The sequence below is a fragment of the Thalassospira lucentensis MCCC 1A00383 = DSM 14000 genome (assembly GCF_000421265.1).
GTDB lineage: Bacteria > Pseudomonadota > Alphaproteobacteria > Rhodospirillales > Thalassospiraceae > Thalassospira > Thalassospira lucentensis.
In genome coordinates this window covers 165,467-189,116 of the sequence record NZ_ATWN01000007.1, presented here as the reverse complement: position 1 = coordinate 189,116, position 23,650 = coordinate 165,467, and the positions used below count along the sequence as shown (strand labels likewise).

21 protein-coding genes are annotated in these 23,650 nt (G+C 52.9%); 13 read left to right on the top strand and 8 right to left on the bottom strand.

Annotated elements, in window-relative coordinates; translation table 11 throughout:
* Positions 1-36 precede the first annotated feature (36 nt).
* Positions 37-942, top strand: coding sequence for a methyltransferase domain-containing protein (locus K355_RS0115470; RefSeq protein ID WP_022733064.1), 906 nt, complete (start codon positions 37-39; stop codon positions 940-942).
* Positions 943-989: 47 nt separating this feature from the next.
* Here the strand turns inward: K355_RS0115470 and K355_RS25155 are convergent, their stop codons facing one another.
* Entirely contained in the window at positions 990-2,693 is a 1,704-nt protein-coding gene (locus K355_RS25155; RefSeq protein WP_022733063.1) for a methyl-accepting chemotaxis protein, read from the bottom strand.
* 354 nt (positions 2,694-3,047) lie between these two features.
* Positions 3,048-3,266 carry a DUF6500 family protein gene (locus K355_RS0115460; RefSeq protein ID WP_022733062.1) on the bottom strand — a complete coding sequence of 73 codons (219 nt, stop codon included), beginning with the start codon at positions 3,264-3,266 and terminating at the stop codon, positions 3,048-3,050.
* A 127-nt stretch (positions 3,267-3,393) separates the two neighbouring features.
* Between K355_RS0115460 and sfsA the strand changes: the two genes are divergently transcribed.
* Positions 3,394-4,107 carry a DNA/RNA nuclease SfsA gene (gene sfsA / locus K355_RS0115455; RefSeq protein WP_022733061.1) on the top strand — a complete coding sequence of 238 codons (714 nt, stop codon included), beginning with the start codon at positions 3,394-3,396 and terminating at the stop codon, positions 4,105-4,107.
* 20 nt (positions 4,108-4,127) lie between these two features.
* On the opposite strand, the gene K355_RS0115450 is transcribed toward sfsA, so the two are convergent.
* On the bottom strand, positions 4,128-4,799 hold the full coding sequence (locus tag K355_RS0115450) for a GntR family transcriptional regulator (protein ID WP_022733060.1): 672 nt from the start codon (positions 4,797-4,799) through the stop codon (positions 4,128-4,130).
* A 117-nt stretch (positions 4,800-4,916) separates the two neighbouring features.
* Here K355_RS0115450 and K355_RS0115445 point away from each other — a divergent pair, with 117 nt between their 5' ends.
* The 4 genes from K355_RS0115445 (at position 4,917) to K355_RS0115425 (ending at position 9,269) form a co-directional block, all read left to right on the top strand.
* On the top strand, positions 4,917-6,854 hold the full coding sequence (locus tag K355_RS0115445; RefSeq protein ID WP_022733059.1) for an alpha/beta hydrolase domain-containing protein: 1,938 nt from the start codon (positions 4,917-4,919) through the stop codon (positions 6,852-6,854).
* Between the two features lie 263 nt (positions 6,855-7,117).
* Entirely contained in the window at positions 7,118-7,924 is an 807-nt protein-coding gene (gene map / locus K355_RS0115435; RefSeq protein WP_022733057.1) for a type I methionyl aminopeptidase, read from the top strand.
* 22 nt (positions 7,925-7,946) lie between these two features.
* Complete coding sequence (radC, locus tag K355_RS0115430; protein WP_022733056.1) at positions 7,947-8,807, top strand: RadC family protein; 861 nt, start codon at positions 7,947-7,949, stop codon at positions 8,805-8,807.
* Between the two features lie 45 nt (positions 8,808-8,852).
* Positions 8,853-9,269, top strand: a complete 417-nt coding sequence (locus tag K355_RS0115425) for a VOC family protein (RefSeq protein WP_022733055.1) — start codon at positions 8,853-8,855, stop codon at positions 9,267-9,269.
* A 65-nt stretch (positions 9,270-9,334) separates the two neighbouring features.
* On the opposite strand, the gene K355_RS0115420 is transcribed toward K355_RS0115425, so the two are convergent.
* Entirely contained in the window at positions 9,335-9,808 is a 474-nt protein-coding gene (locus K355_RS0115420; protein ID WP_022733054.1) for an SRPBCC family protein, read from the bottom strand.
* A gap of 39 nt (positions 9,809-9,847) precedes the next feature.
* Positions 9,848-10,711, bottom strand: a complete 864-nt coding sequence (locus K355_RS0115415; protein WP_022733053.1) for an SDR family oxidoreductase — start codon at positions 10,709-10,711, stop codon at positions 9,848-9,850.
* 103 nt (positions 10,712-10,814) lie between these two features.
* On the opposite strand from K355_RS0115415, the gene K355_RS0115410 reads away from it, so the two are divergent.
* On the top strand, positions 10,815-11,708 hold the full coding sequence (locus tag K355_RS0115410; RefSeq protein WP_022733052.1) for a LysR family transcriptional regulator: 894 nt from the start codon (positions 10,815-10,817) through the stop codon (positions 11,706-11,708).
* A gap of 50 nt (positions 11,709-11,758) precedes the next feature.
* Here the strand turns inward: K355_RS0115410 and K355_RS0115405 are convergent, their stop codons facing one another.
* On the bottom strand, positions 11,759-12,985 hold the full coding sequence (locus tag K355_RS0115405; protein ID WP_022733051.1) for an AraC family transcriptional regulator: 1,227 nt from the start codon (positions 12,983-12,985) through the stop codon (positions 11,759-11,761).
* Positions 12,986-13,531: 546 nt separating this feature from the next.
* Here K355_RS0115405 and K355_RS0115400 point away from each other — a divergent pair.
* The 5 genes from K355_RS0115400 to K355_RS0115380 all read left to right on the top strand — a co-directional run bounded on the left by K355_RS0115400 (position 13,532) and on the right by K355_RS0115380 (position 19,083).
* On the top strand, positions 13,532-15,166 hold the full coding sequence (locus K355_RS0115400) for a peptide ABC transporter substrate-binding protein (protein ID WP_022733050.1): 1,635 nt from the start codon (positions 13,532-13,534) through the stop codon (positions 15,164-15,166).
* An 81-nt stretch (positions 15,167-15,247) separates the two neighbouring features.
* Positions 15,248-16,171: an oligopeptide ABC transporter permease OppB gene (oppB, locus tag K355_RS0115395; RefSeq protein WP_022733049.1), complete on the top strand. Its 924-nt coding sequence runs from the start codon at positions 15,248-15,250 to the stop codon at positions 16,169-16,171.
* A complete protein-coding gene (gene oppC / locus K355_RS0115390) occupies positions 16,171-17,079 on the top strand; it encodes an oligopeptide ABC transporter permease OppC (RefSeq protein ID WP_022733048.1) in 909 nt (302 codons plus the stop codon). The genes oppB and oppC overlap by 1 nt, the downstream gene beginning before the upstream one ends.
* Positions 17,080-17,098: 19 nt before the next feature.
* Positions 17,099-18,073, top strand: coding sequence for an ABC transporter ATP-binding protein (locus K355_RS0115385; protein ID WP_022733047.1), 975 nt, complete (start codon positions 17,099-17,101; stop codon positions 18,071-18,073).
* Positions 18,074-18,078: 5 nt separating this feature from the next.
* Positions 18,079-19,083 carry an ABC transporter ATP-binding protein gene (locus K355_RS0115380; protein ID WP_028791645.1) on the top strand — a complete coding sequence of 335 codons (1,005 nt, stop codon included), beginning with the start codon at positions 18,079-18,081 and terminating at the stop codon, positions 19,081-19,083.
* Between the two features lie 113 nt (positions 19,084-19,196).
* Here the strand turns inward: K355_RS0115380 and K355_RS0115375 are convergent, their stop codons facing one another.
* Complete coding sequence (locus K355_RS0115375) at positions 19,197-20,048, bottom strand: MipA/OmpV family protein (RefSeq protein ID WP_022733045.1); 852 nt, start codon at positions 20,046-20,048, stop codon at positions 19,197-19,199.
* A gap of 191 nt (positions 20,049-20,239) precedes the next feature.
* Positions 20,240-21,994, bottom strand: a complete 1,755-nt coding sequence (locus K355_RS0115370; protein WP_022733044.1) for a GAF and HD-GYP domain-containing protein — start codon at positions 21,992-21,994, stop codon at positions 20,240-20,242.
* A 291-nt stretch (positions 21,995-22,285) separates the two neighbouring features.
* Here K355_RS0115370 and purB point away from each other — a divergent pair, with 291 nt between their 5' ends.
* A complete protein-coding gene (gene purB / locus K355_RS0115365; RefSeq protein WP_022733043.1) occupies positions 22,286-23,596 on the top strand; it encodes an adenylosuccinate lyase in 1,311 nt (436 codons plus the stop codon).
* The last annotated feature ends 54 nt before the right edge of the window (positions 23,597-23,650 follow it).

The following is a 23,650-nucleotide window of genomic DNA, read 5'->3' as shown; positions in this document are numbered from 1 at the left end:
AACATTTAAAACGACTTTGCCGGAGCTTCCCGCCCCATGGCCGATCCGATCACGGTCTTTGATCGTCATATCCTTAAACTGCGCCGCGACCGCGCCGCATCGCGCGCGTCCGAGTTCAACTTCCTGTTTGCCGAAACCGCCGACCGGCTGGCCGACCGGTTAGAGGACACCACGCGCAATTTCCCGCATGCGGTTGATCTTGGCTGTCATAGTGGTGAGTTGGCACAGATCCTTGCCGCAAGCAGCCGGGTTGAAACCCTGCATCAAGCTGATATTTCCTATCGTTATGCCAAGGTCGCGCGTGATCTTAATGGCCGGTCCAGCATGGTGGCGGATGAAGAATTCCTGCCCTTTGCCGAAGGGTCGCTTGATCTGATCTTGTCGAACCTCAGCCTGCATTGGGTCAATGATCTGCCGGGCATGTTGCTTCAGGCGCGTCGTGCGCTGAAATCCGACGGGTTGTTTCTGGCCTGCATGCTTGGTGGGGAGACGCTTAAAGGCCTGCGCGAAGCCCTGATGACGGCCGAGGCCGAAGAAGAAGGCGGCGTATCGCCGCGTGTTTCCCCGTTTGTCGATGTTAAAGATGCTGGTGCATTGCTTCAACGCAGCGGCTTTGCCCTGCCAGTGGTGGATGCCGATGACATCACGATTGATTATCCCGATGCGCTTAAACTGATGCGCGACCTTTCGGGGATGGGCGAAAGCAACATTGTTGCCAAACGATCCAAAAAGTTCACCAAACGCAGTACATTGGCACGTGCTGCTGCGATCTATCACGAACGTCATGCGCAACCCGATGGCCGGATACATGCGAAGTTTCAAGTCATCTATTTGACGGCATGGGCGCCAGATGAAAGCCAGCCCAAGCCGCTGCGCCGGGGTTCTGGTCAGGTCAGTCTGGTTGATTTCCTCGGTGACGTTCCAGATAAGCCTAAGCCATGACCGGTGACAAAAGCGCCGTAACGGATACGGCGCCTTTGTGAGAGCAACTATGCAGCGCGTACCGCATCAACAAACTTCCCAACCTCTTGGCGCAAGGTATCTGCAGAACGGGACAACTCACGTGCACTTGAAAGCACTTCATTTGCAGCTTGACCACCTTCTTGTGCCGCCTCGCTCACCAACGTGATTGACGCATTAACTTCACCCGTTCCTTCGGAAGCCTGACTAACATTTCGGGCAATTTCCTGAGTGGCAGCATCCTGCTGTTCCACTGCTGCAGAGATGTTCGTCGAGGTGTCACGCACTTCGGCAATCACTGCAGAAATGCTTTCGATTGCTGTCGCCGTTGATTGTGTGACGTCCTGAACTTCTGAGATATGCGTTGTAATATTCTCGGTCGCCTTGGCCGTCTGTGTGGCCAGATTTTTAACCTCGCTGGCGACAACGGCAAAGCCTTTACCCGCGTCCCCTGCGCGCGCGGCCTCAATCGTGGCATTGAGCGCAAGAAGATTGGTTTGTGCCGCAATATCTTGAATAAGGGTTACAACTTCGCCAATCTTCTGAACCGACGCCACCATCTGTTCCGCGGTAAGACGGGTATTGTTTGCGTTCTCATCAGCCGATCCGGTGATATTGGTCGCATTTTGCATTTGATGGCCAATCTCACTGATCGAAGAAGCCAGTTGTTCGCAAGCAGCCGCGACGGTCTCAACATTGGTCGAGGCCTGATGCGAGGCTGACGCAACCGTTGAAGCCTGCGAGTTCGCCTCATCAAGAGTTGTGGTCAGGGTTTCGGCAGCTGTTTCAAGTTCGACCGCGGCCGATGCAACGACCGAAACAACACCACCGACGGTATGCTCAAAATCATCGGCCATTTTGTTGAGTTGGCGTATGCGCTTTTCTTCGGCGAGACGTTCTTTTTCGTCTGCCTCTTCTTCCAATCTCTGGGTGCGCAACATGTTTTTCTGAAACACCTGCATCGCGGCAGCGATATCACCGATTTCGTCCTTGCGCCCGACACCATAAAGTTTGGTTTCCAGATTACCGTCTGAAAGCTGCTTAAGTGCCCTGACGATGCCTCGAATTGGTATGATGATACCCTGCCGCGATATATACAAACCAAGTCCAAACCCGATTACAATCGCAACAACCGAGAAGATCAACATGCCGCTACGTATGTTTGAAAACAGTTGATCCGATGTTGCACCAAGTGTCGTCATCCGGTTTTCAGCAATTTCAAGATATATCCGGATCGTGTCATTTAGTTCGGTTGCGTTGCGCCGGTTCTGCAAAGCAGCGCCCACCAATCTATCGCGCAAAGCGGCGGTATTTTCTCCGCTACTTTGTGTAGCGAGCTCAATGGTGCTGGAAACCCGGTCCCGATAGTCTTCATAGCTTGAGAAAATTACATTCAGTTCTTTTTGCTGTTCCGGACCTGCTGTTTTCTCAAGCTTTTCGACAGTTTTCCGAAACTGCGTACGTTCTTCTTCAAGAAGCGCACTTAACTCCGCAACTGTTTCCGGCGATGGGTCGGCAGCAATCCTGAACTCTGCTCGGTTCAACGAAGTGATAACACGCAACAACCGTCCGCCATCTGATGCTTCTTCCCCGGCGATCCGACTTCGTTCTGAGGCCGTAAACAATCGATCCAAGCCCCAGATAGCCACACCGGTATTGACGCCCAAAAAGATCGCCAGAACAGCAATGACCATGATCACCTTTGTCGACATGCTGATTTGTCCGAGATTCATGAATCTCCTCCCGAGCCATACACCTTTCACGTGCACCCAGAAAAACAGGAGTCCGTCGGGCAAGCTGTCACATCACACCCGGATTGGATCCTACTCCTTATATTTTCCAGCAATTGAACTAACTCACTGCCATTCCGGCATCGGAAATCGTTGCCAAAAGGCATGACCGTCAATTTTGGGAAAGATACAAAAAATTCAACCCAAGATAGTTTATTTTTCTTTGAAACAGGATGCCCTCGCGCGTTCTGGACTTGCGCAGAAATAGATATCTCATTGTGAGAAATACACAGTTTATCCCTATCAAACGCAGGGCAAAAAAGTCCTAAACCGCCTGAGATAATACAGCTCGATCACTTACAGTCCGGCTTCGACCATCTCGCGGATTTTGGTGGCCTTTTCGAAATGATCAAGCTGATGGGTTTTGATCCACCATGTTGCGGCCTCCATCAACATATCCGGATCATCATTGCGGTTGGCAAAAAACGCATAGAATGACAGGCCGACATTTTCGCCTTTTTGCGCGATCTTTTTGTCGCAAACGGCAATGGCTTTAGCGCGAAGGGTCTGGCGCAATTTTCAATCCTCTGGCGGTTTTGAGCGGTAAGGGGTTGATGTATGACGCGATTGCCGTGAAATTGGCAGCATGTTTTAGAAATCACATGACAGTTCCTGTCAGGACAGTTTCCCCGAAAGGCCAACGATGCATCTTCCAACCCCGCTGATCCACGGCAAGCTGATCAAACGATATAAACGGTTTCTGGCCGATGTTGAACTTGATAGCGGGGAGGTTATTACCGCGCATTGCGCCAATCCCGGTGGGATGATCGGACTTAAGGAGCCGGGCATTGATGTCTGGCTGTCGCAATCAGACAACCCCAAACGCAAACTGAAATATAGCTGGGAGCTGTGCCAGATCGGCGACGCCTGGATCGGGATTAACACGTCCCACCCCAATGCGATTGTCGAAGAAGCCATTTTGAACGGTCTGGTTCCCGAACTGTCGGGGTATGAAACCCTGAAACGCGAAGTGAAGTACGGCAAGAATTCGCGGATTGATATATTGCTGTCTGATCCCGACCGCGGGCTTTGTTATGTCGAAGTCAAAAACGTCCATCTTAAACGTGACGAAGACGTCCCCGGTTTGGCCGAATTTCCCGATGCGGTGACAGCACGCGGAGCAAAGCATTTGGATGAAATGGCCGACATGGTCGCCGAGGGACATCGGGCGGTGATGTTTTACCTGATCCAGCGGACCGATTGTGACCGGTTTACACTTTCGACCGACATTGACCCGCATTATGGGGATCGGTTCAAGGCCGCGCGCGCCAACGGGGTTGAAGCCATTGCCTATGATTGTTCGATTGATACCAACGCGGTCACCGTGCGCAATCCGTTGCCGATTGTGGGATTGTAAAACGGGTGGTGGCGCGCAGGTTACCGGTCACTCGTCGCTTTGGCCTTTATTTTTTCCAAAGAGGCGATCAGGTCGCTAAACCGGTCCCCTTGTACTCTGACATGGGCAAGCAACAGTTCGCGCGCGGCTTGTGCATCGCCAGAAAGGATTTTTTCAATGATCTGTTTATGTTCGTCGAAAGACGCCTTCATCCGATTGTGAACACGAAGCTGCAGGCGGCGATAAGGCCTGAGGCGCCGATGCAGCAGTGCGCATTGTTCACTTAAAAAGCTGTTTTGACTGGCGGCATAGATAACGTGATGGAACGCCTCGTTTTCATAATAATAGGCGTCGGTATCGTCATTGGCCGTGGCTTCCTCGCACCGAAGATGGGCGTTTAGAAGCAGGGTTTTATCCTCTGGTGTGTGGCGCCGGGCGGCAGATGCGCCAGCCATACCTTCAAGCTCGGCCATGACTTCAAACATTTCAAAGACATATTTCGGGCCGTAATCGGCGACAAGCGCGCCGCGCCGTGGTCGGAACTCGATCAGGCCGATGGCGCTTAATTGCATAAGCGCTTCTCTGATCGGGGTGCGTGAAACGCCAAACCGCTCTGCTAACTGGGTCTCGTCCAGTCGCTCGCCGGGGGCGAAATCGCCTGTGAGAATACCGTTCTCAATATCGTCCCGAAGCTTGTGAAAAGTGTTTCTCATACCCGCCCCTACGCATACGATGTGGCAAACCTTGTATACAAAATATTTGACTCTGAACACAACAGCATCAAATCATCTAAAGGCTCATCCTATAGTTGATCCAAACGGGAGGATATAATGCATAAAAAAATCATTATACCAGCGTTGCTTGCCATGGGCGGCATCGCGATTGGTGCGCCAACAGATGCGCAGGCCAGGGTAACCAACTTTGAAGTTACGTCGCAGACCACTGCGTTTGAAGGGATGCCGTTTCCAGAAATCGGCACCTATGATCGCATTGATGCCACGGCGACCTTTGCCGTTGACCCAAATTCACCGCGAATGGCCAACATTGTCGATATCGACAAAGTTCCGGTCAACGAACAGGGAGAAGTTGTTTTCTCGACCGAGGTTTCAATACTTCAGCCCACCGATCCAGACAAGAAATCTGGCTTGCTGTTCCATGAGGTCCCCAACAGGGGACGCAATCTGAGCTTTATGCTGCTGAACCGTTCAGGTTCATCAGGTATTCCGGAAAAAGCTGGCGATGCCGGTGATGGTTTCCTGATGTTGCGCGGTGATACGATTGTGTGGACAGGCTGGCAAGCCGACCTGCCTGACGCTGCCATCAACCTGAACCTTCCTGTCCTGTCTGACATTACGGGCCCGTCGCGCGAACAGTTTATTTTTGACAAAGCTGGCACCACCGGCAAGGGCACCTTGACCTATCCTGCGGCCAATCTTGACGTAACGCAGGCAACCTTGACCGTTCGTCAGAATGAAAGCGATCCACGGGTTACGCCTGCGGGGCTGTCGTTTAAATATATCAGCCCGATCGAAATTGAAATTTCCCGACCAGCGGGCATGGATGCCGGCGCGATCTATGATTTTGTTTATCCTGCGAAAAACCCGGTTCCACAGGGACTTGCATTTGTCGCGACCAGCGATACGGTTTCGTTCCTACGCGGCAATCCGGGCCATGATGTACAAGGCCCGCTTCATGGTATTGACCACACATTGGGTCTTGGCATTTCGCAATCGGGACGTTACCTGCGTGATTTCATTTATCAGGGCTTTAATGCCGACGAAACCGGCGCACAGGTCTTTGACGGTGCCATGCCGCACATTGCGGGGTCTCGTAAGACCTACACGAATTATCGTTTTGCCTTGCCGGGCCGGTATTCGCGTCAGCATGAAGACCACGACTATCCGGGCGATCAGTTTCCTTTCACCTATGCCCAGACAACAGACCCGTTGACCGGAAAGCAGGGGTCAATCCTTTCGGCATGTGAAAACACAAACACCTGCCCGAAAGTCATGCAAAGCGATACGTCAACAGAGTTCTGGCAGGCACGCGCGTCATTGGTTTCGACCACACCTGCGGGCGAACCGTTAGAGATGCCAGAGAATGTCCGCCTCTATTTCATTGAGGGTGCTCCGCATTTCAATGGCTGGATGACAGACTCCAAACTGGGCCCTGTCTGCCGTTATCCGACAAATCCGCTGAGTGGGGCACCCGTCATGCGGGCGTTGTATGCGGGAATGGTCGACTGGATCACCACGGGTAAAACACCGCCCAAAAGTCGCTACCCGAACCTTAGCGATGGGTCGTTGACGCCGTTGGCCGATTTCAAAATGCCCAAGCTTGGTGATACGGCGCCAGTGCCATCTTATAATGGGCTTCAAGTGATGGATCATTCAACAACCCCGCCAAAACGTGGGGCAACCTACCCGGCATATGTCCCGACAGTTGATGCCAATGGCAATCCGACTGGCGGCGTTGCCTTGCCCTATATCGCAGCACCGTTGGGCACCTATGCGGGATGGAACCTGCGTAGCGAAGGTTATGCACCGGGTGAATTGTGCAGCCTGACCGGTCTTTTTGTGCCGTTTGAAAATAATGTGTCTGGTAATGGCCGCAAAAGCATGGGTCAGCATTACCCAAGTAAGGCCGCCTATCTTGACGCGGTGCGGTCAGCGTCACAGGACCTGATCAAGGATGGATATATGCTGCCAGATGACATCGGGTATGTGATGGACAAGGCACAGAAGCAAAGCTCCAGTGTACCAAACTGATTGGCGCCCTGACACACAGCGAACAGTTTGATCCTGAGTAATATTTCGCCGGGATCGACACGACTTGGCCCGCCATCACGGCGGGCTTTTTCGTGCCCGAAACGCGGGGCATGGCGGGGCCGCGGCGATTGTTGGTTTTTCGGCGCAAAAACGCACGCACATCAGCCAAACCTTGCCAATAAGGACATCTGGCTTTATGTCATTGTTGAACAAATTCAATATCGATTTCGATAGACATGTAGCCGAGCTTAAGGAGATTTCGGGTGGCGAACGGAAAAGTTAAACTTCACGGCCCCGAAGCATTTGAAGGCATGCGCGCCGCCGGACGGCTGGCAGCGGAAGTGCTTGATATGATTACCCCGCATGTTGTGCCGGGTGTGACCACGGGTGAGCTTGATCGCCTGTGTGATGAATATATCCGCGATCACAATTCGATTTCGGCCTGCCTGAATTATCGCGGTTTCCCGAAATCAATCTGCACATCGATCAATCATGTGGTGTGCCACGGCATTCCGGGCGACAAGAAACTTCAGAATGGCGACATCATGAACATTGATGTCACGGTCATTGTTGATGGTTGGTACGGCGACACATCGCGCATGTATATTGCCGGAACACCCAAAGTCATGGCCCAGCGTCTTGTTGACGTGACCTATGAGGCGCTTTGGCGCGGGATTAACGCGGTTAAGCCAGGTGCGACGCTTGGCGATATTGGCCATGCGATCCAGTCCTATGCCGAAGGTGAGCGGTTCTCTGTTGTGCGTGATTTCTGCGGTCACGGGCTTGGTCAGGTGTTCCATGATGCGCCGAATGTTTTGCATTACGGCAAACCGGGCGAAGGGCTTGTTCTGGAACCGGGTATGATCTTTACGATTGAGCCGATGATCAATCAGGGCACTTATGCGTGTAAAATTTTACCTGATGGCTGGACAGCGGTGACGCGAGACCGCAAACTGTCGTCACAGTTTGAACATTCGCTTGGCGTGACCGACGACGGGTTTGAAATCTTTACCCGATCACCGGCCGGTCTGGACAAACCACCCTATGACCTTGGCAAAGCAGCCGAGTAACGGGTAAACGGGGGAAGCAGATTTGAGCGACACCAAAAATCGCAAAGCTGCTTTGACCCCGACTTCTGAAATCGATGACGGGACGCGGGTGTTTTTTGATCAGACCCGCGATGTCCCTTCTGCGATACAGAGTCCGGCACCCCCACCCGTTCCCGAGCACGACACTCCCCTGCCCGCATCGTCGGCAAACGCCACAACACCGAAATCCGCCAAACCGCATTATCACGGCCACCGCCAACGGTTGCGCGACCGCTTTATCAAGGGCGGTGCGACCGCATTGGCCGATTATGAGTTGCTGGAATTGATGCTGTGCATGGCAATGCCGCGTGGTGATGTAAAACCGCTGTCCAAATCGCTGATTGCGCAGTTTGGCAGCTTTGCCAATGTGTTATCCGCCCGGCCCGAAGATTTGCACAAGGCCAAGGGGCTTGGCGAGGCCGGTATTGCCGCGATTAAAATAGTCGAGGCCAGCGCACAACATTTATCGCGTGAACGTGCGATGGAACTGCCGGTGATTGCCAGTTGGGAACAGCTAATTGACTATTGCCGGGTGCGGATTGGGCATTTGAAAAACGAAGAACTGCATTTGCTGTTTCTCGATCGTAAAAACCGGCTGATTGCCGATGAATGCCATCAACGCGGCACCGTCGATCATACCCCGGTCTATCCACGCGAAGTCATCAAACGCGCACTTGAGCTGCATGCATCCGCCATCATCTTGGTGCACAATCATCCCAGTGGCGATGCCACCCCCTCGCGCGGTGATATCGAGATGACGCGCAAGATCGTTGATGCCGCCAAGGCGATGGAGATTGCGGTGCATGATCACATCATCATCAGTCAGGCGGGATATAATTCGTTTAAGACCCTTGGTTTGATTTAAAGCCACCACGATACAATCCCCCTATTTCCAACCGGAAAGAACGCCATGCCCCATATTGGTTTGATCACGCTTGTTGTACGCGATTACGACGCCGCCATTGCGTTTTACACCGGCAAGGTCGGCTTTGAATTGGTCGAAGATACCGATCTTGGTGATGGCAAACGCTGGGTGGTTGTCGCCCCCAACGGCGCAACAGATACCCGCGTCTTACTTGCAAAGGCCAAAGGCGAGCGTCAAACCTGCATCATTGGGGATCAGACCGGCGGGCGGGTTGGCTTTTTCCTTAATACCGATGATTTTTCCCGTGACCATGCCCGCATGACCAATGCCGGTGTACGGTTTCTTGAAGCCCCGCGCCATGAACCTTATGTCACCGTTGCGGTGTTTGAAGACCTGTATGGCAATAAGTGGGATTTGCTGGAGCTTAAAGCCATGCCCCCAAAAAATCTGGTCAGCCATTAAAAATGACCGACCAGACTACAGTGACGTGTGCTGTTTGTATTGTTGGTTGATGAGAGTATCGAGGATCAAATCCTGCCGTCAGCAACCATTTCACGTGTGCGCTTCAATGTGGATAGAAGGGCTGCTTTATAACCCTGCTCGCTATCGAACTGTGCTTGTTCTGCCTGTTCCTCCGGGCCGTTCGGTGCCTTATCGCGCAGTCCGAGGTAGCAGTAGAATTTGAGCTGAAGCTCGCCCGCGTCATCCTCGAACAATTCATTGATGATGGCACCTTCGCGCGGGCCAGTCGCCTGAAAGAAGATGACCTTGTGTTGCGGCTCCAGCGTGATGATCTCTCGCAGGTCGACACTGCCGATCGTGGCGTCGCGGACGAAGTGCGTGGCACTTTCCTCTGTAACCTCGCAACGGGTGCAGAGGCCTGCCGGGAGGAATTGGCGCGCATCGCGTGCCTTCAGTTCGAGGCCCTTCCAGACCTGCGCGCGCGTGAGTTTTCCCTCACCTTCCGGGTTCACCGGGACGGTTGCAGTCGAATAGATCATGTCGATGGTCCTTTTTCGGTGGTGTTGGAATGGAGGCTATCAGCCGACAATCTGAGCAACATAGTCACGATAGGAGCGCAGCGGACGACCAAGCATAGATGTCAACCGGTCGACGTCACCGACGTCTGGAAGCATGCCATCGGTCAGGAAGCGTTCGGCCATCAGGCGCATGTCGAATGCCATCCAGCTTGGCATAAACTGACGCAAGTTCTGTTCGAACCCGGCGGTATCGTTGCCGGGAAAAGCAATTGCACGGCCAAGGACATCGCCCCAAATCGCGGCGGCATCGTTGCCGGTCAGCGTGTCCGGACCAACGAGATTAATGCGATTGATCGGCAATGGTGTTGCTGACTGTTCACGACGGATCAGTTCGAGTGCGGCAATTTCGCCGACGTCACGTGCGTCGATCATCGCAAGGCCCTTCTCGCCAATCGGCATCGGATAAATGCCATAATTAATGACGACATCCTTGATCGTGATCTCGTTGTCCATGTAATAGGCCGGGCGCAAGATGGTGGCGCTGAGGCCCATGTGTTCGATCATCCGCTCGACGCCGAACTTCCCGGCAAAATGCGGCACATTGACGTAGATATCGCTGTGGATTACCGACAGATATACAATCCGCTCAATCCCGGCCTCGCGGGCAAGGTTAAGAGCAATCAGCGCCTGCGTGTATTCGTCGGCAACAACCCCGTTCAACAGAAACAGAGTAGAGACGCCCGACATGGCATGCCGCAGTGAGTCGACCTCGAGCAAGTCACCCTGGACGACTTCCACACCGATTGGAAAACTCGCTTTGGAAGGGTCACGGACCAGCGCACGCACATCGGCACCACGGTTCACAAGTTGTTCGACGACATTGCGACCGACATTTCCAGTCGCACCGGTTACTAGAATGGTCATGGGTTATCTCCTTGGTTAAGTAATTTGACTGCCCCCAATTTAATGATCCACATTCTTACCGATAGACGCTATATTTAGACATACTGTCTCAATGGTGGAACACATGAACCTTCTTGCTCTTGCTGACTTCAATCTGGTTGCCCGCCACGAAGGGTTTGGAAAAGCGTCCCGCGCCACTGGCCGGCCCAAAGCGACACTGTCGCGACGCGTCGCGGAGCTAGAGGCGAGCCTTGAACTGCGTTTGTTCGAACGTGGCGCGCGAGTACTCAAGCTGACAGAGGAAGGACGGGCACTGTTTGAGCGGACGAGCCAGCTGTTTACTGAACTCGACGAGACGACCACAGAAATAGCCTCCGGTGGACGCGAACCAAGGGGCAGGCTTCGGATCAGTGCGCCGTTGCTCTTTTCGCTGACTGCGATGGGTAAACTTGCTGCTGATTTTGCTCTTAAGTATCCAAAGGTCCAGCTTGAAGTCACGACCGAGGACCGGCCTGTTGATATGATCGAGGAAGCCTATGATCTGGTGATCAGGGTCAACCCGGAGCCCGATGAAAGTCTGATTGGAAGAGCCTTCCTGCATGATCGACTGGTGATCGTGGCAAGCCCCGACCTGCCGCGCCCGATAGATGGATCTGCGGTCCCGGCTGTCGTGCGGGGGCAAGCCCGCCAAGGCGAAATCTGGAATGTGAAGACACCGACGAGCCAATCGGGGATCGCGGTCAATCCGGTCCTGAGCCTGTCATCGCTGGTCATGGTGCGGGACGCCGTGCGAAAAGGGGTCGGTGCCGGACGTCTGCCCGTGTCGCTCGTCAGTCACGATATTGGCGATGGCACGCTGGTGCAGTGGGGTGATGTTGACGGGCCCGAAATCACCTTGTGGGCGCTTTACCCGTCTCGCCGATTGCTAAGCGCACGCGTTTCGGCGTTCCTCGACTTTTTACGGGATGCCTTTCCCAAAGGAACATCGGACGAGCTCTCGGCCTATGTGGGAAGATAAACGCCATATGTCAGGGCTTCTGTCCTTGCCGACCCAATCATTCGGTTGAACTAATCATCTGTTTTATCAAGATTTTTGCGGCGATATGCGCTTGGGGTAAGCCCGGTGATTTTTTTGAAGGCCAGATTGAAGGTCGATTTCGAATTGAAGCCAACGCTGGTCGCAATATCGAGAACCGTGCGATCCGGCTCATTAATCAGAAGTGTCGACGCCTCTTTGGTGCGGACTTCATTGACGAAATCAAAGAAGCTTTTGCCGAGATGCTGATTAAGAACATGGGACAACTGGTTTGGCGTGGCTCCGATCATATTCGCAAGTTTGGGCATAGATAAAAGCGGATCAAACAACATCTCTGTTTCATCGACAACCTTATCCAACCGCCCCCGAATACGTGCAACGTCATGATCATCAAGGAACTGTCTGCCTTGTTCCGTCTGGTTACTTTTATCGATTACGCGGACTGAAACAGATTGGTCTATGCTGCTTTCTGCCCGGTCCGCATCTGTTTCCTCCCATTCGGCTTGAACGAACAAGGCGGGGTTCGATGCCAAAAGATGACACATCCGGAAAAATACGAGTGCAAAACTGCCTTGAACAAGGGTGGTCAGCCATGTTCCATCGTCAACAAAGATGTCGATCACCGACGTTACGGTGAAGATCACGAAAATGGTGGTGACCCCGATCAGGATTTCCAGAATCCAGCGGCGCAAAGCGACCTGATCCGCACCAAGCTGTTCACCAGCCTGTCGCAGATACCCAAGGGCGACTTTCCATATCTTGGGCATATAGGCAAAAAGCTGGATATAAAGCCCGATAAAGACAGTCATCAGGAGAACTGACAGCCCGATGTGCTGATCAATGGCAATATCGATTTCGACATCGGTGCCATGAATGATTTCTGGCACGAACTGATCAAACAGAATCCACACCACTCCGGACGTTGCCGCCAAAACCGGAATCAGAACCACGAAATGATAGATTGGTCGCCGTACCGGCCGGTCTGCAATTTCGCGAAAATACAGATAAATGGACGGCACGAAGGCAAAGGTCATCGACATGAAAACCGGTGCCATCAACAGCATCCATTTCGGCGTCAGCAAAACGTCGGTGATGTCTTCGATAAAGCTTAAACAGGATGCAAAGGCAAAGACCATCAGCCAGCGGTTGGCACGAAATGCGCGCTTGCCCTCGTGCCGGAGCAAAAGCATTAAAAAGGCAGCTTGTCCCAAGCCGACAACCGCAATCACCATCAGGACAATTTTCGCTGTTTCTATCATCGTTCAGTTCGGTCCTGATCAAATGTCACAAGGCGAGCTTCCTGCGCCGGGGTGCAAAGACCCGCCACGAAAATGGCGAATGACAAGCATCAATATCTTCAATCGTGATTTCGGTGCTGCTCGGCTAAACATCGTGCTACGTGATAACCCGTACCGCGTAAAATCATGTTTCTCAACGCTTAAGTGAACGCCTTGCGCTTTGGTGCCCGATTCGCAAGATTGAAGCCCCCTCAAAGCCTTAAATGTGAAGTACTTCACTCTAAAAACACAACTTTTCCGGGTTACATCACATTTCCCTGAATATCGAATAGTGACCTGATATCCAAATTGTCACCCTTGTCGTGCATGTTTAGATTATCAGTCAACTTACGCAGTTTACGCAAAGTTCAGCTATGAAATGGACAAAATCGCGCAAAATTCCACCATTTGTTTCATCAATATGAAATCACGACTTGCAATTGACGCATGGCAGCCTCAGTATTTTTGCGTACGTACTTTCAGGGAGTGCGTCACAACAAATCATAATTGTTGAGGGAGACATTTCAAATGTCACAAAATGCGATGACCGCAAAAGGTCTCGTGAGCGGACTGGTAAAGTCGTCACGGGCCTTTGTGCTGGGGACCGCCTTGATTGCCGGGTCGATGACCATGTTGTCATCCACCCACGCGCAAGCCGAAAAGATTCTGCGGGTTGGGAATGATGGCGAACCACAATCCATGGACCCACATTTCATCTCGACCGTTCAGACCAGCCGTGTTTCCGATGATATGTCGCTGGGTCTTCTGACATATGGCCCCGATGGTCAGCCAGTCCCCGGTGCGGCCGAAAGCTGGACCGTTTCAGACGACGGGATGACATATACCTTTAAAATCCGCGACCATAACTGGTCGGATGGCACTCCGGTCACCGCACAGGACTTCATCGCAGGCTGGCAACGCGTTCTTGATCCGGCACTGGGTGCTGAATATGCGTCGCTTTTGTACATCATTGAAGGTGCCGAAGACGTCAACACCGGCAAAGACGGCGCGAAACTCGCAGCAACTGCCGTTGATGACCACACCCTTAAGGTCAAGCTGACGGCACCAGCCCCTTATTTTCTGGCACAATTGACCCATCAGACCGCCTTTGCCATTCCCCGTCATACGGTGGAAAAATATGGCAAGGACTGGGTAAAGCCGGAAAACATCGTCGTGAATGGCCCTTACAAACTGGTTGAATGGGTTCCGAACGTTCATACCAAACTGGTCAAAAACGAAGAATTTTATGACGCCAAGAACGTTCCGATCGACGAGGTCATTTATTACGCCTACGAAGATCGCACCGCGATGCAGAACCGGTTCCGTGCTAACGAACTTGACGTCGCACGTGACATCGCATCCGAACAGATTTCCTGGCTGCGTGACAATCTGAGCGACAGCCTGCGCATCGCCCCCTATGCGGGCATTTATTATTACGCGATCCGAACCGATAAGGAAAAGTTCACCGATCCGCGCGTGCGTAAGGCGCTTTCAATGGCCATCAACCGCGAAGCCATCACTGATGCGGTTCTGAAAACCGGTGAACTTCCGGCATATTCATTCGTGCCACCGGGAACAGGCAACTATACCGAACCGGCCTATGTTTCATGGAAAGACCTGCCCTATGGCGAGAAGGTCGCAGAAGCCAAGAAACTGATGGCTGAGGCTGGCTATGGGCCGGACAATCCGTTGAAATTCACCCTGCGCTACAACACGTCGGAAAACCACAAGCGTATCGCGATTGCGGCGCAAAACATGTGGAAACAGATCGGTGTCGAAGCGGACCTGTTTAACACCGAAGGCAAAATCCATTATGCCGACCTGAAAGTTGGTGATTTCGAAGTCGCCCGCGCAGGCTGGATTGCCGATTACAACGATGCACAGAACTTCCTGTTCCTTGGTGAAGAACGCACCGGGCCGCTGAATTATGCCGCGTTCGACAACCCGCGCTATAATGAACTCATGCTGGAAGCCGAAAACGAAGGCGACCTGAAAAAGCGTGCAGAACTGATGCATCAGGCCGAAGCCATCATGATGGAAGCGCAGCCCTTCATCCCGATTTACTACTATGTCTCGAAACAGCTTGTATCGCCAAAGATCAAGGGCTGGATCGATAATGCCCCGGATCGTCACCTGACCCGCTGGCTCGACATCGCCGAGTAAATTTCGCCTTGGTATCGCAGGCTTTGAAGGCTTCCTCCCGCCCAAGGCCTGCGATCACCCCGACGGGGATGAGAGAGAAATATGTTATCTTACGCCATTCGGCGCCTGCTGATCGCGATCCCGACACTGTTCATCGTGATCACGGTGGCCTTTTTCATGATGCGTATTGCACCGGGCGGCCCGTTCGATCAGGAACGCGCACTTCCGCCCGAAATCGAAAAGAATATCAAGGCGGCCTATGACCTTGATAAACCGCTGATCGAACAATACGGCATTTACATCGGTAAGCTTTTGCAGGGTGACTTTGGCCCTTCGATCAAGATCCGCGACTTTTCCGTTGCTGAACTGATCATGGCCGGTGCGCCTGCATCCATGCAGCTTGGTTTAAGTGCAATTGCCCTGGCCCTTGTATTCGGGATCGGGTTTGGCACCTATGCCGCCCTTCGACAAAACAGTGCGGTTGATTTTGCCGTGATGGGAATTGCCATGATCGGCATTGCCATCCCGAACTTTGTCATGGCGCCGTTGCTGTCGCTTGTTTTTGGATTGTATCTTGCGATCCTGCCGACCGCAGGATGGGGAGACGGCGAAATCCAGTACAAGATTTTGCCGATCATTGCCCTTGCCCTGCCCCAGATTGCCTATATCGCGCGCCTGACGCGCGGATCCATGGTCGAAGTGCTGCATTCCAATTATATCCGCACGGCACGCGCCAAGGGACTGCGCGAAAAGTTGGTGGTGAACCGTCATGCAATCAAGGGCGCGCTTTTGCCAGTGATTTCCTATCTCGGCCCCGCGACCGCGGCAGTGATGACCGGCTCGGTTGTGATTGAAAGCATCTTTGGTGTGCCCGGTATTGGCACCTATTTCATCAAGGCCGCATTAAATCGCGACTATCCGTTGGTGATGGGGGTGGTGATTATCTATGCGGTGATGATCATCATGCTGAATTTCCTGGTCGACATGGTTTACGGCCTTCTTGATCCCAAACTGAAGTCACCCTGATGATGAATAAATCCGAAAAGACAGCACTGCTGCAATCAGCCGGTGCGACCAAGGAAATCGAAGGGCGCAGCCTGTGGCGTGATGCCCGCATCCGCCTGTTTCGTAACAAGGCCGCCGTCGGGTCGATGATCATTCTGGGGATTATTACCCTGCTTGCGATCATTGCCCCGCTTTTGAGCCCATATGCCTACGACCAGATCGACTGGGGATATATTCAGGAAGGTCCGAACTGGGAAAACGGCCATATTTTTGGCACCGATGGCAATGGACGCGATCTGTTTGTCCGTGTGCTGTATGGCGCGCGCGTGTCGTTGGCCGTCGGGCTTCTGGCAACAGCCGTGTCGCTGATCATTGGCGTGACATATGGGGCCATCGCCGGATATTTCGGCGGCAAGATCGACAGCATCATGATGCGGTTTGTCGATGTGCTTTATTCCCTGCCCTTCATGTTCTTTGTCATCATGTTGATGGTGGTGTTTGGTCGAAACATCTTTTTGATTTTTGTCGCCCTTGGCGCGGTTGAATGGTTGACCATGGCGCGCATTGTCCGGGGTCAGACACTTTCGCTGCGGCGGCGTGAATTTATTGAGGCTGCCCATGCCACGGGGGTTTCGAACTTCAAAATCATTTTCCGCCATGTGATCCCCAACGTTCTGGGGCCGGTGATTGTCTATATGACGCTGACCATTCCCCAAGTGATCCTGACGGAGAGTTTCCTGTCGTTCCTTGGGCTGGGTGTGCAGGAACCCCTGACCAGTTGGGGTGTTCTGATTTCCGAAGGCGCAAAAGTGATCGAAGCATCGACCTGGATGCTGATTTATCCGGCGGTGTTCCTCGCACTGACACTGTTCTGTTTCAACTTCATCGGCGATGGCCTGCGCGATGCGCTGGACCCGAAAGACAGATAGGACAGGAAGGAAACACATCATGACAACCAACCATATTCTGACTGTCGAAAACCTTTCTACGCGGTTTCAAACCCCGGACGGTGAAGTTGAGGCGGTCAATAACGTCAATTTCCACATTGATCCGGGCGAAACGCTTGGCGTTGTCGGGGAATCGGGATCGGGCAAAACCCAGATTTTCCTGTCCCTGATGGGGCTTTTGGCCAAGAACGGCACATCAACCGGATCGGTCCGCTACAAGGATAAGGAAATCCTCAATCTGCGGTCCCGCGACTTGAACAAAATTCGCGGTGTCTCGATGTCGATGATCTTTCAGGACCCGATGACATCGCTGAACCCGTTTTTGAAAATCTCACGGCAAATGACAGAGGTTCTGGTCGAACATCGCGGCATGTCCGAGGCAGATGCCCTAAAACGTGCCATTGCAATGCTTGACCGTGTTGGCATCCCCGGTGCGGCCCAGCGTGTTCACATGTATCCCCATGAATTTTCCGGCGGCATGCGCCAACGCGTGATGATTGCCATGGCGCTTTTGTGTGATCCGGAAGTTCTGATTGCCGATGAGCCGACCACCGCCCTTGATGTCACGGTACAGGCACAGATCCTTGATCTGTTGCGCGATCTGCAAAAGGACTTCAACACCGCAACCGTCATGATCACTCACGATCTGGGTGTGGTGGCTGGCCTGTGTGATCGGGTGATGGTGATGTATGGCGGGCGGGTTGTTGAAACCGGTACCGTGCGCGACATTTTCTATGACAGTCATCATCCCTATACCGAGGGACTGTTGAAATCGATGCCGCGCATTGATCGCGCCAACGAAGACAGCATGTTCGCCATTCCCGGCCAGCCGCCCAATCTTCAGAACCTGCCGACGGGTTGTGCCTATCAGGAACGGTGTGGCTATGTCATGGATCGATGCTGTGTGGAACGCCCGTTGCTCAAAGGTTTTGGAGATGGCCGGGCCAGCGCATGTTTCCGGGAGGACGGGCAATGACGGCCATGACAGCACCAGACAAACGCGACAACGCCCCGATCCTTTCTGTGCGCGATCTTAAGGTTCATTTCCCGATACCCGGCAAAGGCCCGTTTGCCAAGGACCGCCCGCTTAAGGCTGTCGATGGGGTGAATTTTGACCTGTTTCCGGGTGAAACGCTGGGCGTGGTTGGGGAATCAGGGTGCGGTAAATCGACACTGGGCCGGGCAATTTTACAATTGATAGCCCCATCCGGCGGACAGGTCGCATGGCTTGGCAAAGACATTGTCGGCATTCCGCACCGCGATATGCAGCCCCTGCGCCGGGATTTGCAGATCATTTTTCAGGACCCGCTGGCCAGCCTTAATCCTCGGATGACGATTGGCGAAATCATTGCGGAACCGCTGGTCACCCACAAACCCGAATTGGGCAAGGATGAAATCAAAACGCGCGTCAAACGCATGATGGCGCGGGTTGGCCTTTTGCCGCAAATGATCAACCGCTATCCGCATGAGTTTTCCGGTGGCCAATGCCAGCGTATCGGCATTGCACGCGCAATGATCCTTGAACCAAAACTGATTGTTTGTGATGAACCGGTTTCCGCCCTTGATGTGTCGATCCAGGCGCAGATCGTCAATCTGTTACAGGAATTGCAGCGCGAATTTGACCTGTCGTTGATTTTCATCAGCCATGATTTGTCAATTGTGCGCCATATCTGTCATCGCATCATGGTGCTGTATCTTGGCAATGTGATGGAGCTTGCGGATCGTGACAGCATCTATGCTGCGCCAAGACACCCCTATACCAAAGCCCTGATTTCAGCCGTTCCAATCCCCGACCCGGAGATTGAACGTAATAAGGAACGCATTGTCCTGACCGGTGATTTGCCAAGCCCGCTATCGCCGCCATCAGGATGTGTATTTCGGACCCGATGCCCATTTGCACAGGAAAAATGTGCAACGGACGTGCCGACAATTGACCGTGTTTCGGAAACTCAGGAAGTCGCCTGTCATTTCCACGACAGCATTTGAATAACAAGCCGACCACAATTGCACCCTGAAACTTAACGGACCGTCTTGCGACGGTCCGTTTTTTATGCGAGTTACCCGGTGATCAGCCCGGTTTGAGGCTGGTTCTGCAAAGATCAGAACGTGTAGACAAGCCCAAGACCGGCACTGAGAACGTAATCATCATCAATGATCGGGCTGTCGGTATATTCATCGGACAGATACAGGAAACCGCCGGTGCCAATGATATTGAGGCTGTCGGTCAGCGGATAGGCAATGGTCACATCAAGATGCGGCAGGAAGGTTGCATCCGGGGCATAGTATGCCCGGTCGCTTCGGACTTCAGTGCGGGAAACACCCGTTCCATAATCAACCAGGTTTTCGCTTTGCCAGGTCACACCCGCACCCCACTCAAAGTTCACATCCCCTAATTGCAGCGGCACGAAATAGGATACATCAACCTCGTGCCCGTTATGGGTATCGGCAACATCGGTCAGATAGCTTCCAACCAGTTCGCCGCGCCATAACCGCGTGCTAAAGCCAATACCAACATCATATCCCATGTCGGTATCCTTCATTCCTCTCAGATAATTGCTGTCACCTGACTCAAATGGTCCATCACGGAAGCCACCGATCACTGACAGACTGGCAAAATCATTTTGCCAGGCTTTGATATCGATCCCGTCAATCCCGATATGCATCCGCTCCGCATCATAAGCCAGAATTGGAAGCCCGCCTAAATCGGTACTGTCCGCACCGCGATAGGGGTTGCTTTCAACCGAACCAAATGCGCCAAATTGCCAGTTGCCGCCAAGCCATGGGTCGTCGCTGCCCGCATTCGGGTTAACCTGTTCGCGCAAGATTTCTTTTTTACCTTGCTGCGCGTTTGCCGGCCGGCTCAGAGCAATCACCACCGCTAAGGTACAAAGCACCAGACCAGCCGCCACCAAGACATCGCCAAACCGACGTAATACTTTTTCCAAAACCATCTATTTTCACGCCTTTATGAGAATCGTTTCGTTGTGTCGGGCAGACAATAGGAAGATCACGGTCCTCTGGCGTCCGGATTTATAGCTTCGGACGTATGAACCCACAATCAGAAGCCGGACAACGCATTCACATGCGCCGTGGCTCTGCGATAAAGCTTTATGGATGCTGTTTTTTTGGAAAGAAAATCCGCTTAGCGCGAAATGATAAACTGCTCGATATCGACTTCGTCGCATTGACCGGATTTCAGAAACTTCTTGCCGTACTCAAGGTATGTTCCGCTGACGAGAAACAGTTCAAACAGATCATTGTCGATCTGCCCCTTGTCGCGCATGTCGCCCAAAATCGATATGCACTCCGATAAAAGTTTGGGCCGCTTATAGGGTCGGTCAACCGCGGTCAGGGCCTCGAAAATGTCCGCGATGACCATGACCTTTTCGAGAATGCCCATGTCATCGCCGGTTATGCCGTGCGGATACCCTGATCCATCCATTTTTTCATGGTGATTGCCCGCAATAGCAGGAATACGTTGCAGTTCGCGTGGATAAGGTAATTGGGCAAGCATATCCTGCGTTACGACAACGTGATCATTGATCACCTGTCGTTCTTCGGATGTCAGGGTACCGTGCGGGATAGAAAGGTTATAAAGCTCACCACGGTTAAAGCCCAGATACACCTGATCTTCGCGGTCCATCAGCAAGGTTTCTGTGCCCGCTTCGCGTAGGCTTACCAGATCCGCATCGGTCAGCCGTTGATTTTCCGACCACGACAACCCGACCGTTCGATCAAAATGGCGCACCCATGTCAGTTCGGCAATATCGTGCAGGGCATAGATGGTGTCGGTATCAAGTTCCGTATCGCCAATATTGGCATCGGCGACCATGGCGAACTGATTTTCCAGCTTGGCAACCTTTTGCTTGAAATCGGCATCGCAGGCATCGGCGTCTTCGCCCGCCAGTTTGCGTTTAAGCATATCGATTTCAGCATCACGGCGCAGGACTTCAAACCGGGTTCGGATTTCATGAATGCGGTTATGGATGGTTTCAAGCTTGGTCGCCTTTTCCATCACATGGTCGGGGGTGACGATTTTGCCGCAATCATGAAGCCAGGCGGCCAGATCAAGTTCGTACCATTCCATATCGGTCAGGTAGAAATTGGAAAACGGTCCAAGTTTGTCGTCAACTGCTGCCTGCGCCAGCATGCGTGCAATCACCGGAACGCGCGAACAATGATCGGCTGTATGCGGCGACTTGGCATCAATCGCATGGCCCAATACGCGCACGAAACTTTCCATCAAATCGCGTTGTGCAACCAGAAGACGGCTGTTTTCAATCGCAACGGCGGCCTGACTGGCCAATGCGGCGATGATTGGTTCAATTGATTTATCAAAGGCAATCACCTGCCCGGCTTCATCGCGGGCATTGATCAGCTGCAACACACCCATCATCGCACCGCGCGTACTTTTTAGCGGTACGGTCAAAAATGATTTCGACCGATAGCCCGTTTTGGCGTCAAAGGCGCGCGTGCCGGAAAAATCAAACCCGTCGGCACAATAGGCATCTTCGATATTGATCGGCTTACCGGTCAGCGCGACATAGGTCGCGATGTTGCGATAATTGGGCCGCCCTTCGACGTCATACAGCGGTAAGGGCGGAAACGGTTTTTCATTTTCGCGGCCGGAAACAAAGAATGTGTTGAGCGTATCATTCATCAGGATACGGAAATGCAGTTCGCTTTCGTCTTTATTGACGAGATAAAGCGATCCACCATCCGCATTGGTGAATTTACGCGCAGCCATCAGGATCTTCTGGTTAAGCTCCTCGCGTCCCTGCTCGGCGGAAAGCGCAATACCCAAATCCACAAGCTGCGCAAGATAGTTGGCGTCTGTTTCGCGGGTCTCCGTCCCTTCTTTTGGAAGATCCTTCGCCCCGTCGCCTTCGCGCGTCATTAATTTCCCGTCCACTCAACAACCGGATGACCAGAATGCCATCATATACATAATGTCCGTTTGCATATGTATTCTATCTAAGTTGCTATAATTCTAACAGAACACAAGTTTTTAACCGGTAAAAATACAATCACATCCCAGTCATACCTGTCTGCAGGCTTGCCAATCGGGCCGGAATGGACTATCCGACGCGGTGAAAGCGTGCTGGCCTGATGATCGTGGAAGTGATCACGCAATCCGATCATTCAGATCATACCCCGGCACCCAACCATCTTGCCCGGAGGCGACCGCATGATCCCCCGTTATTCCCGTCCACAGATGACTGCCATCTGGGAACCGGCGAACAAATTCCGTATCTGGTTTGAAATTGAAGCACACGCTGCTGACAAACTGGCTGAGCTCGGTGTTATCCCGACCCAATCTGCCAAGCTGGTTTGGGAAAAAGGTGACAAACCTTATACTCAGGACCGTATTGATCGCATCGACACCGTCGAGGCCGAAGTCAAACATGACGTCATTGCGTTTCTGACCGAACTGTCTGAACAGGTTGGCGAAGAAGCCCGCTTTGTTCATCAGGGCATGACCAGCTCGGACGTTCTTGATACCTGCTTTAACGTTCAGTTGGCCCAAGCAACCGACATCCTGCTTGAAGATATGGACAAGCTTCTGGCTGCGCTTAAAACGCGCGCCTATGAAACCAAAGACGTCCCCTGCATGGGCCGTTCGCACGGCATCCACGCAGAACCGGTGACCTTTGGTCTGAAACTTGCCACCTTCTATGCCGAATTCAAACGCAACCGGGATCGTCTGGTTGCTGCGCGCGAAGAAATCGCCACCTGTGCGATTTCAGGCGCGGTTGGCACATTCGCCAACATCGATCCGAGCGTTGAAGAACATGTTGCTGCGAAACTTGGCCTGAAACCTGAACCGGTTTCAACACAGGTGATCCCGCGCGACCGCCATGCGGCCTATTTTGCGACCCTTGGTGTGATTGCGTCTTCGATCGAGCATCTGGCAACCGAAATTCGCCATCTGCAGCGCACCGAAGTGCGTGAAGTTGAGGAGTTCTTCTCCAAGGGGCAGAAAGGCTCCTCGGCGATGCCACACAAACGCAACCCGGTTCTGACCGAAAACCTGACCGGTCTTGCCCGTCTGGTGCGTTCAATGGCAATCCCGGCAATGGAAAACGTTGCTCTTTGGCATGAACGTGACATTTCGCACAGCTCGGTCGAACGTAATATCGGTCCGGATGCGACCGTAACGCTTGATTTTGCCCTGATGCGTTTGTCAAACGTGGTTGAGAACCTTGTGATCTATCCAGAACGGATGGACGAGATTCTCAATCAGATGGGTGGATTGGTGTTCTCGCAGCGTGTGTTGCTGACCCTGACCCAATATGGCGTATCGCGCGAAGATTCATATCGCATCGTTCAGCGTAACGCGATGAAAGTCTGGAACCGCGAAGGTGATCTTTTGTCGCTTCTGAAAACCGACGAAGACGTCACCGGGAAAATCCCGATGGACAAGCTCGAAGCGCTGTTTGATCTTGGCTATCACACCAAGCATGTCGACACGATCTTTGCCCGCGTCTTTGCCGACTAAGGCAGACCACTGCAAACAAAACAAAGCCCCGGCACGTTTCAAACGGCCGGGGCT

Excerpts from the sequence above, each read along its gene's own strand:
- K355_RS0115470 (WP_022733064.1), top strand. The coding sequence starts at position 37 with ATGGCCGATCCGATCACGGTCTTTGATCGTCATATCCTTAAACTGCGC.
- K355_RS25155 (WP_022733063.1), bottom strand. The coding sequence starts at position 2,693 with ATGAATCTCGGACAAATCAGCATGTCGACAAAGGTGATCATGGTCATT.
- sfsA (WP_022733061.1), top strand. The coding sequence starts at position 3,394 with ATGCATCTTCCAACCCCGCTGATCCACGGCAAGCTGATCAAACGATAT.
- K355_RS0115450 (WP_022733060.1), bottom strand. The coding sequence starts at position 4,799 with ATGAGAAACACTTTTCACAAGCTTCGGGACGATATTGAGAACGGTATT.
- K355_RS0115445 (WP_022733059.1), top strand. The coding sequence starts at position 4,917 with ATGCATAAAAAAATCATTATACCAGCGTTGCTTGCCATGGGCGGCATC.
- K355_RS0115425 (WP_022733055.1), top strand. The coding sequence starts at position 8,853 with ATGCCCCATATTGGTTTGATCACGCTTGTTGTACGCGATTACGACGCC.
- K355_RS0115420 (WP_022733054.1), bottom strand. The coding sequence starts at position 9,808 with ATGATCTATTCGACTGCAACCGTCCCGGTGAACCCGGAAGGTGAGGGA.
- K355_RS0115415 (WP_022733053.1), bottom strand. The coding sequence starts at position 10,711 with ATGACCATTCTAGTAACCGGTGCGACTGGAAATGTCGGTCGCAATGTC.
- K355_RS0115410 (WP_022733052.1), top strand. The coding sequence starts at position 10,815 with ATGAACCTTCTTGCTCTTGCTGACTTCAATCTGGTTGCCCGCCACGAA.
- K355_RS0115405 (WP_022733051.1), bottom strand. The coding sequence starts at position 12,985 with ATGATAGAAACAGCGAAAATTGTCCTGATGGTGATTGCGGTTGTCGGC.
- K355_RS0115400 (WP_022733050.1), top strand. The coding sequence starts at position 13,532 with ATGTCACAAAATGCGATGACCGCAAAAGGTCTCGTGAGCGGACTGGTA.
- oppB (WP_022733049.1), top strand. The coding sequence starts at position 15,248 with ATGTTATCTTACGCCATTCGGCGCCTGCTGATCGCGATCCCGACACTG.
- oppC (WP_022733048.1), top strand. The coding sequence starts at position 16,171 with ATGATGAATAAATCCGAAAAGACAGCACTGCTGCAATCAGCCGGTGCG.
- K355_RS0115385 (WP_022733047.1), top strand. The coding sequence starts at position 17,099 with ATGACAACCAACCATATTCTGACTGTCGAAAACCTTTCTACGCGGTTT.
- K355_RS0115380 (WP_028791645.1), top strand. The coding sequence starts at position 18,079 with ATGACAGCACCAGACAAACGCGACAACGCCCCGATCCTTTCTGTGCGC.
- K355_RS0115375 (WP_022733045.1), bottom strand. The coding sequence starts at position 20,048 with ATGGTTTTGGAAAAAGTATTACGTCGGTTTGGCGATGTCTTGGTGGCG.
- K355_RS0115370 (WP_022733044.1), bottom strand. The coding sequence starts at position 21,994 with ATGACGCGCGAAGGCGACGGGGCGAAGGATCTTCCAAAAGAAGGGACG.
- purB (WP_022733043.1), top strand. The coding sequence starts at position 22,286 with ATGATCCCCCGTTATTCCCGTCCACAGATGACTGCCATCTGGGAACCG.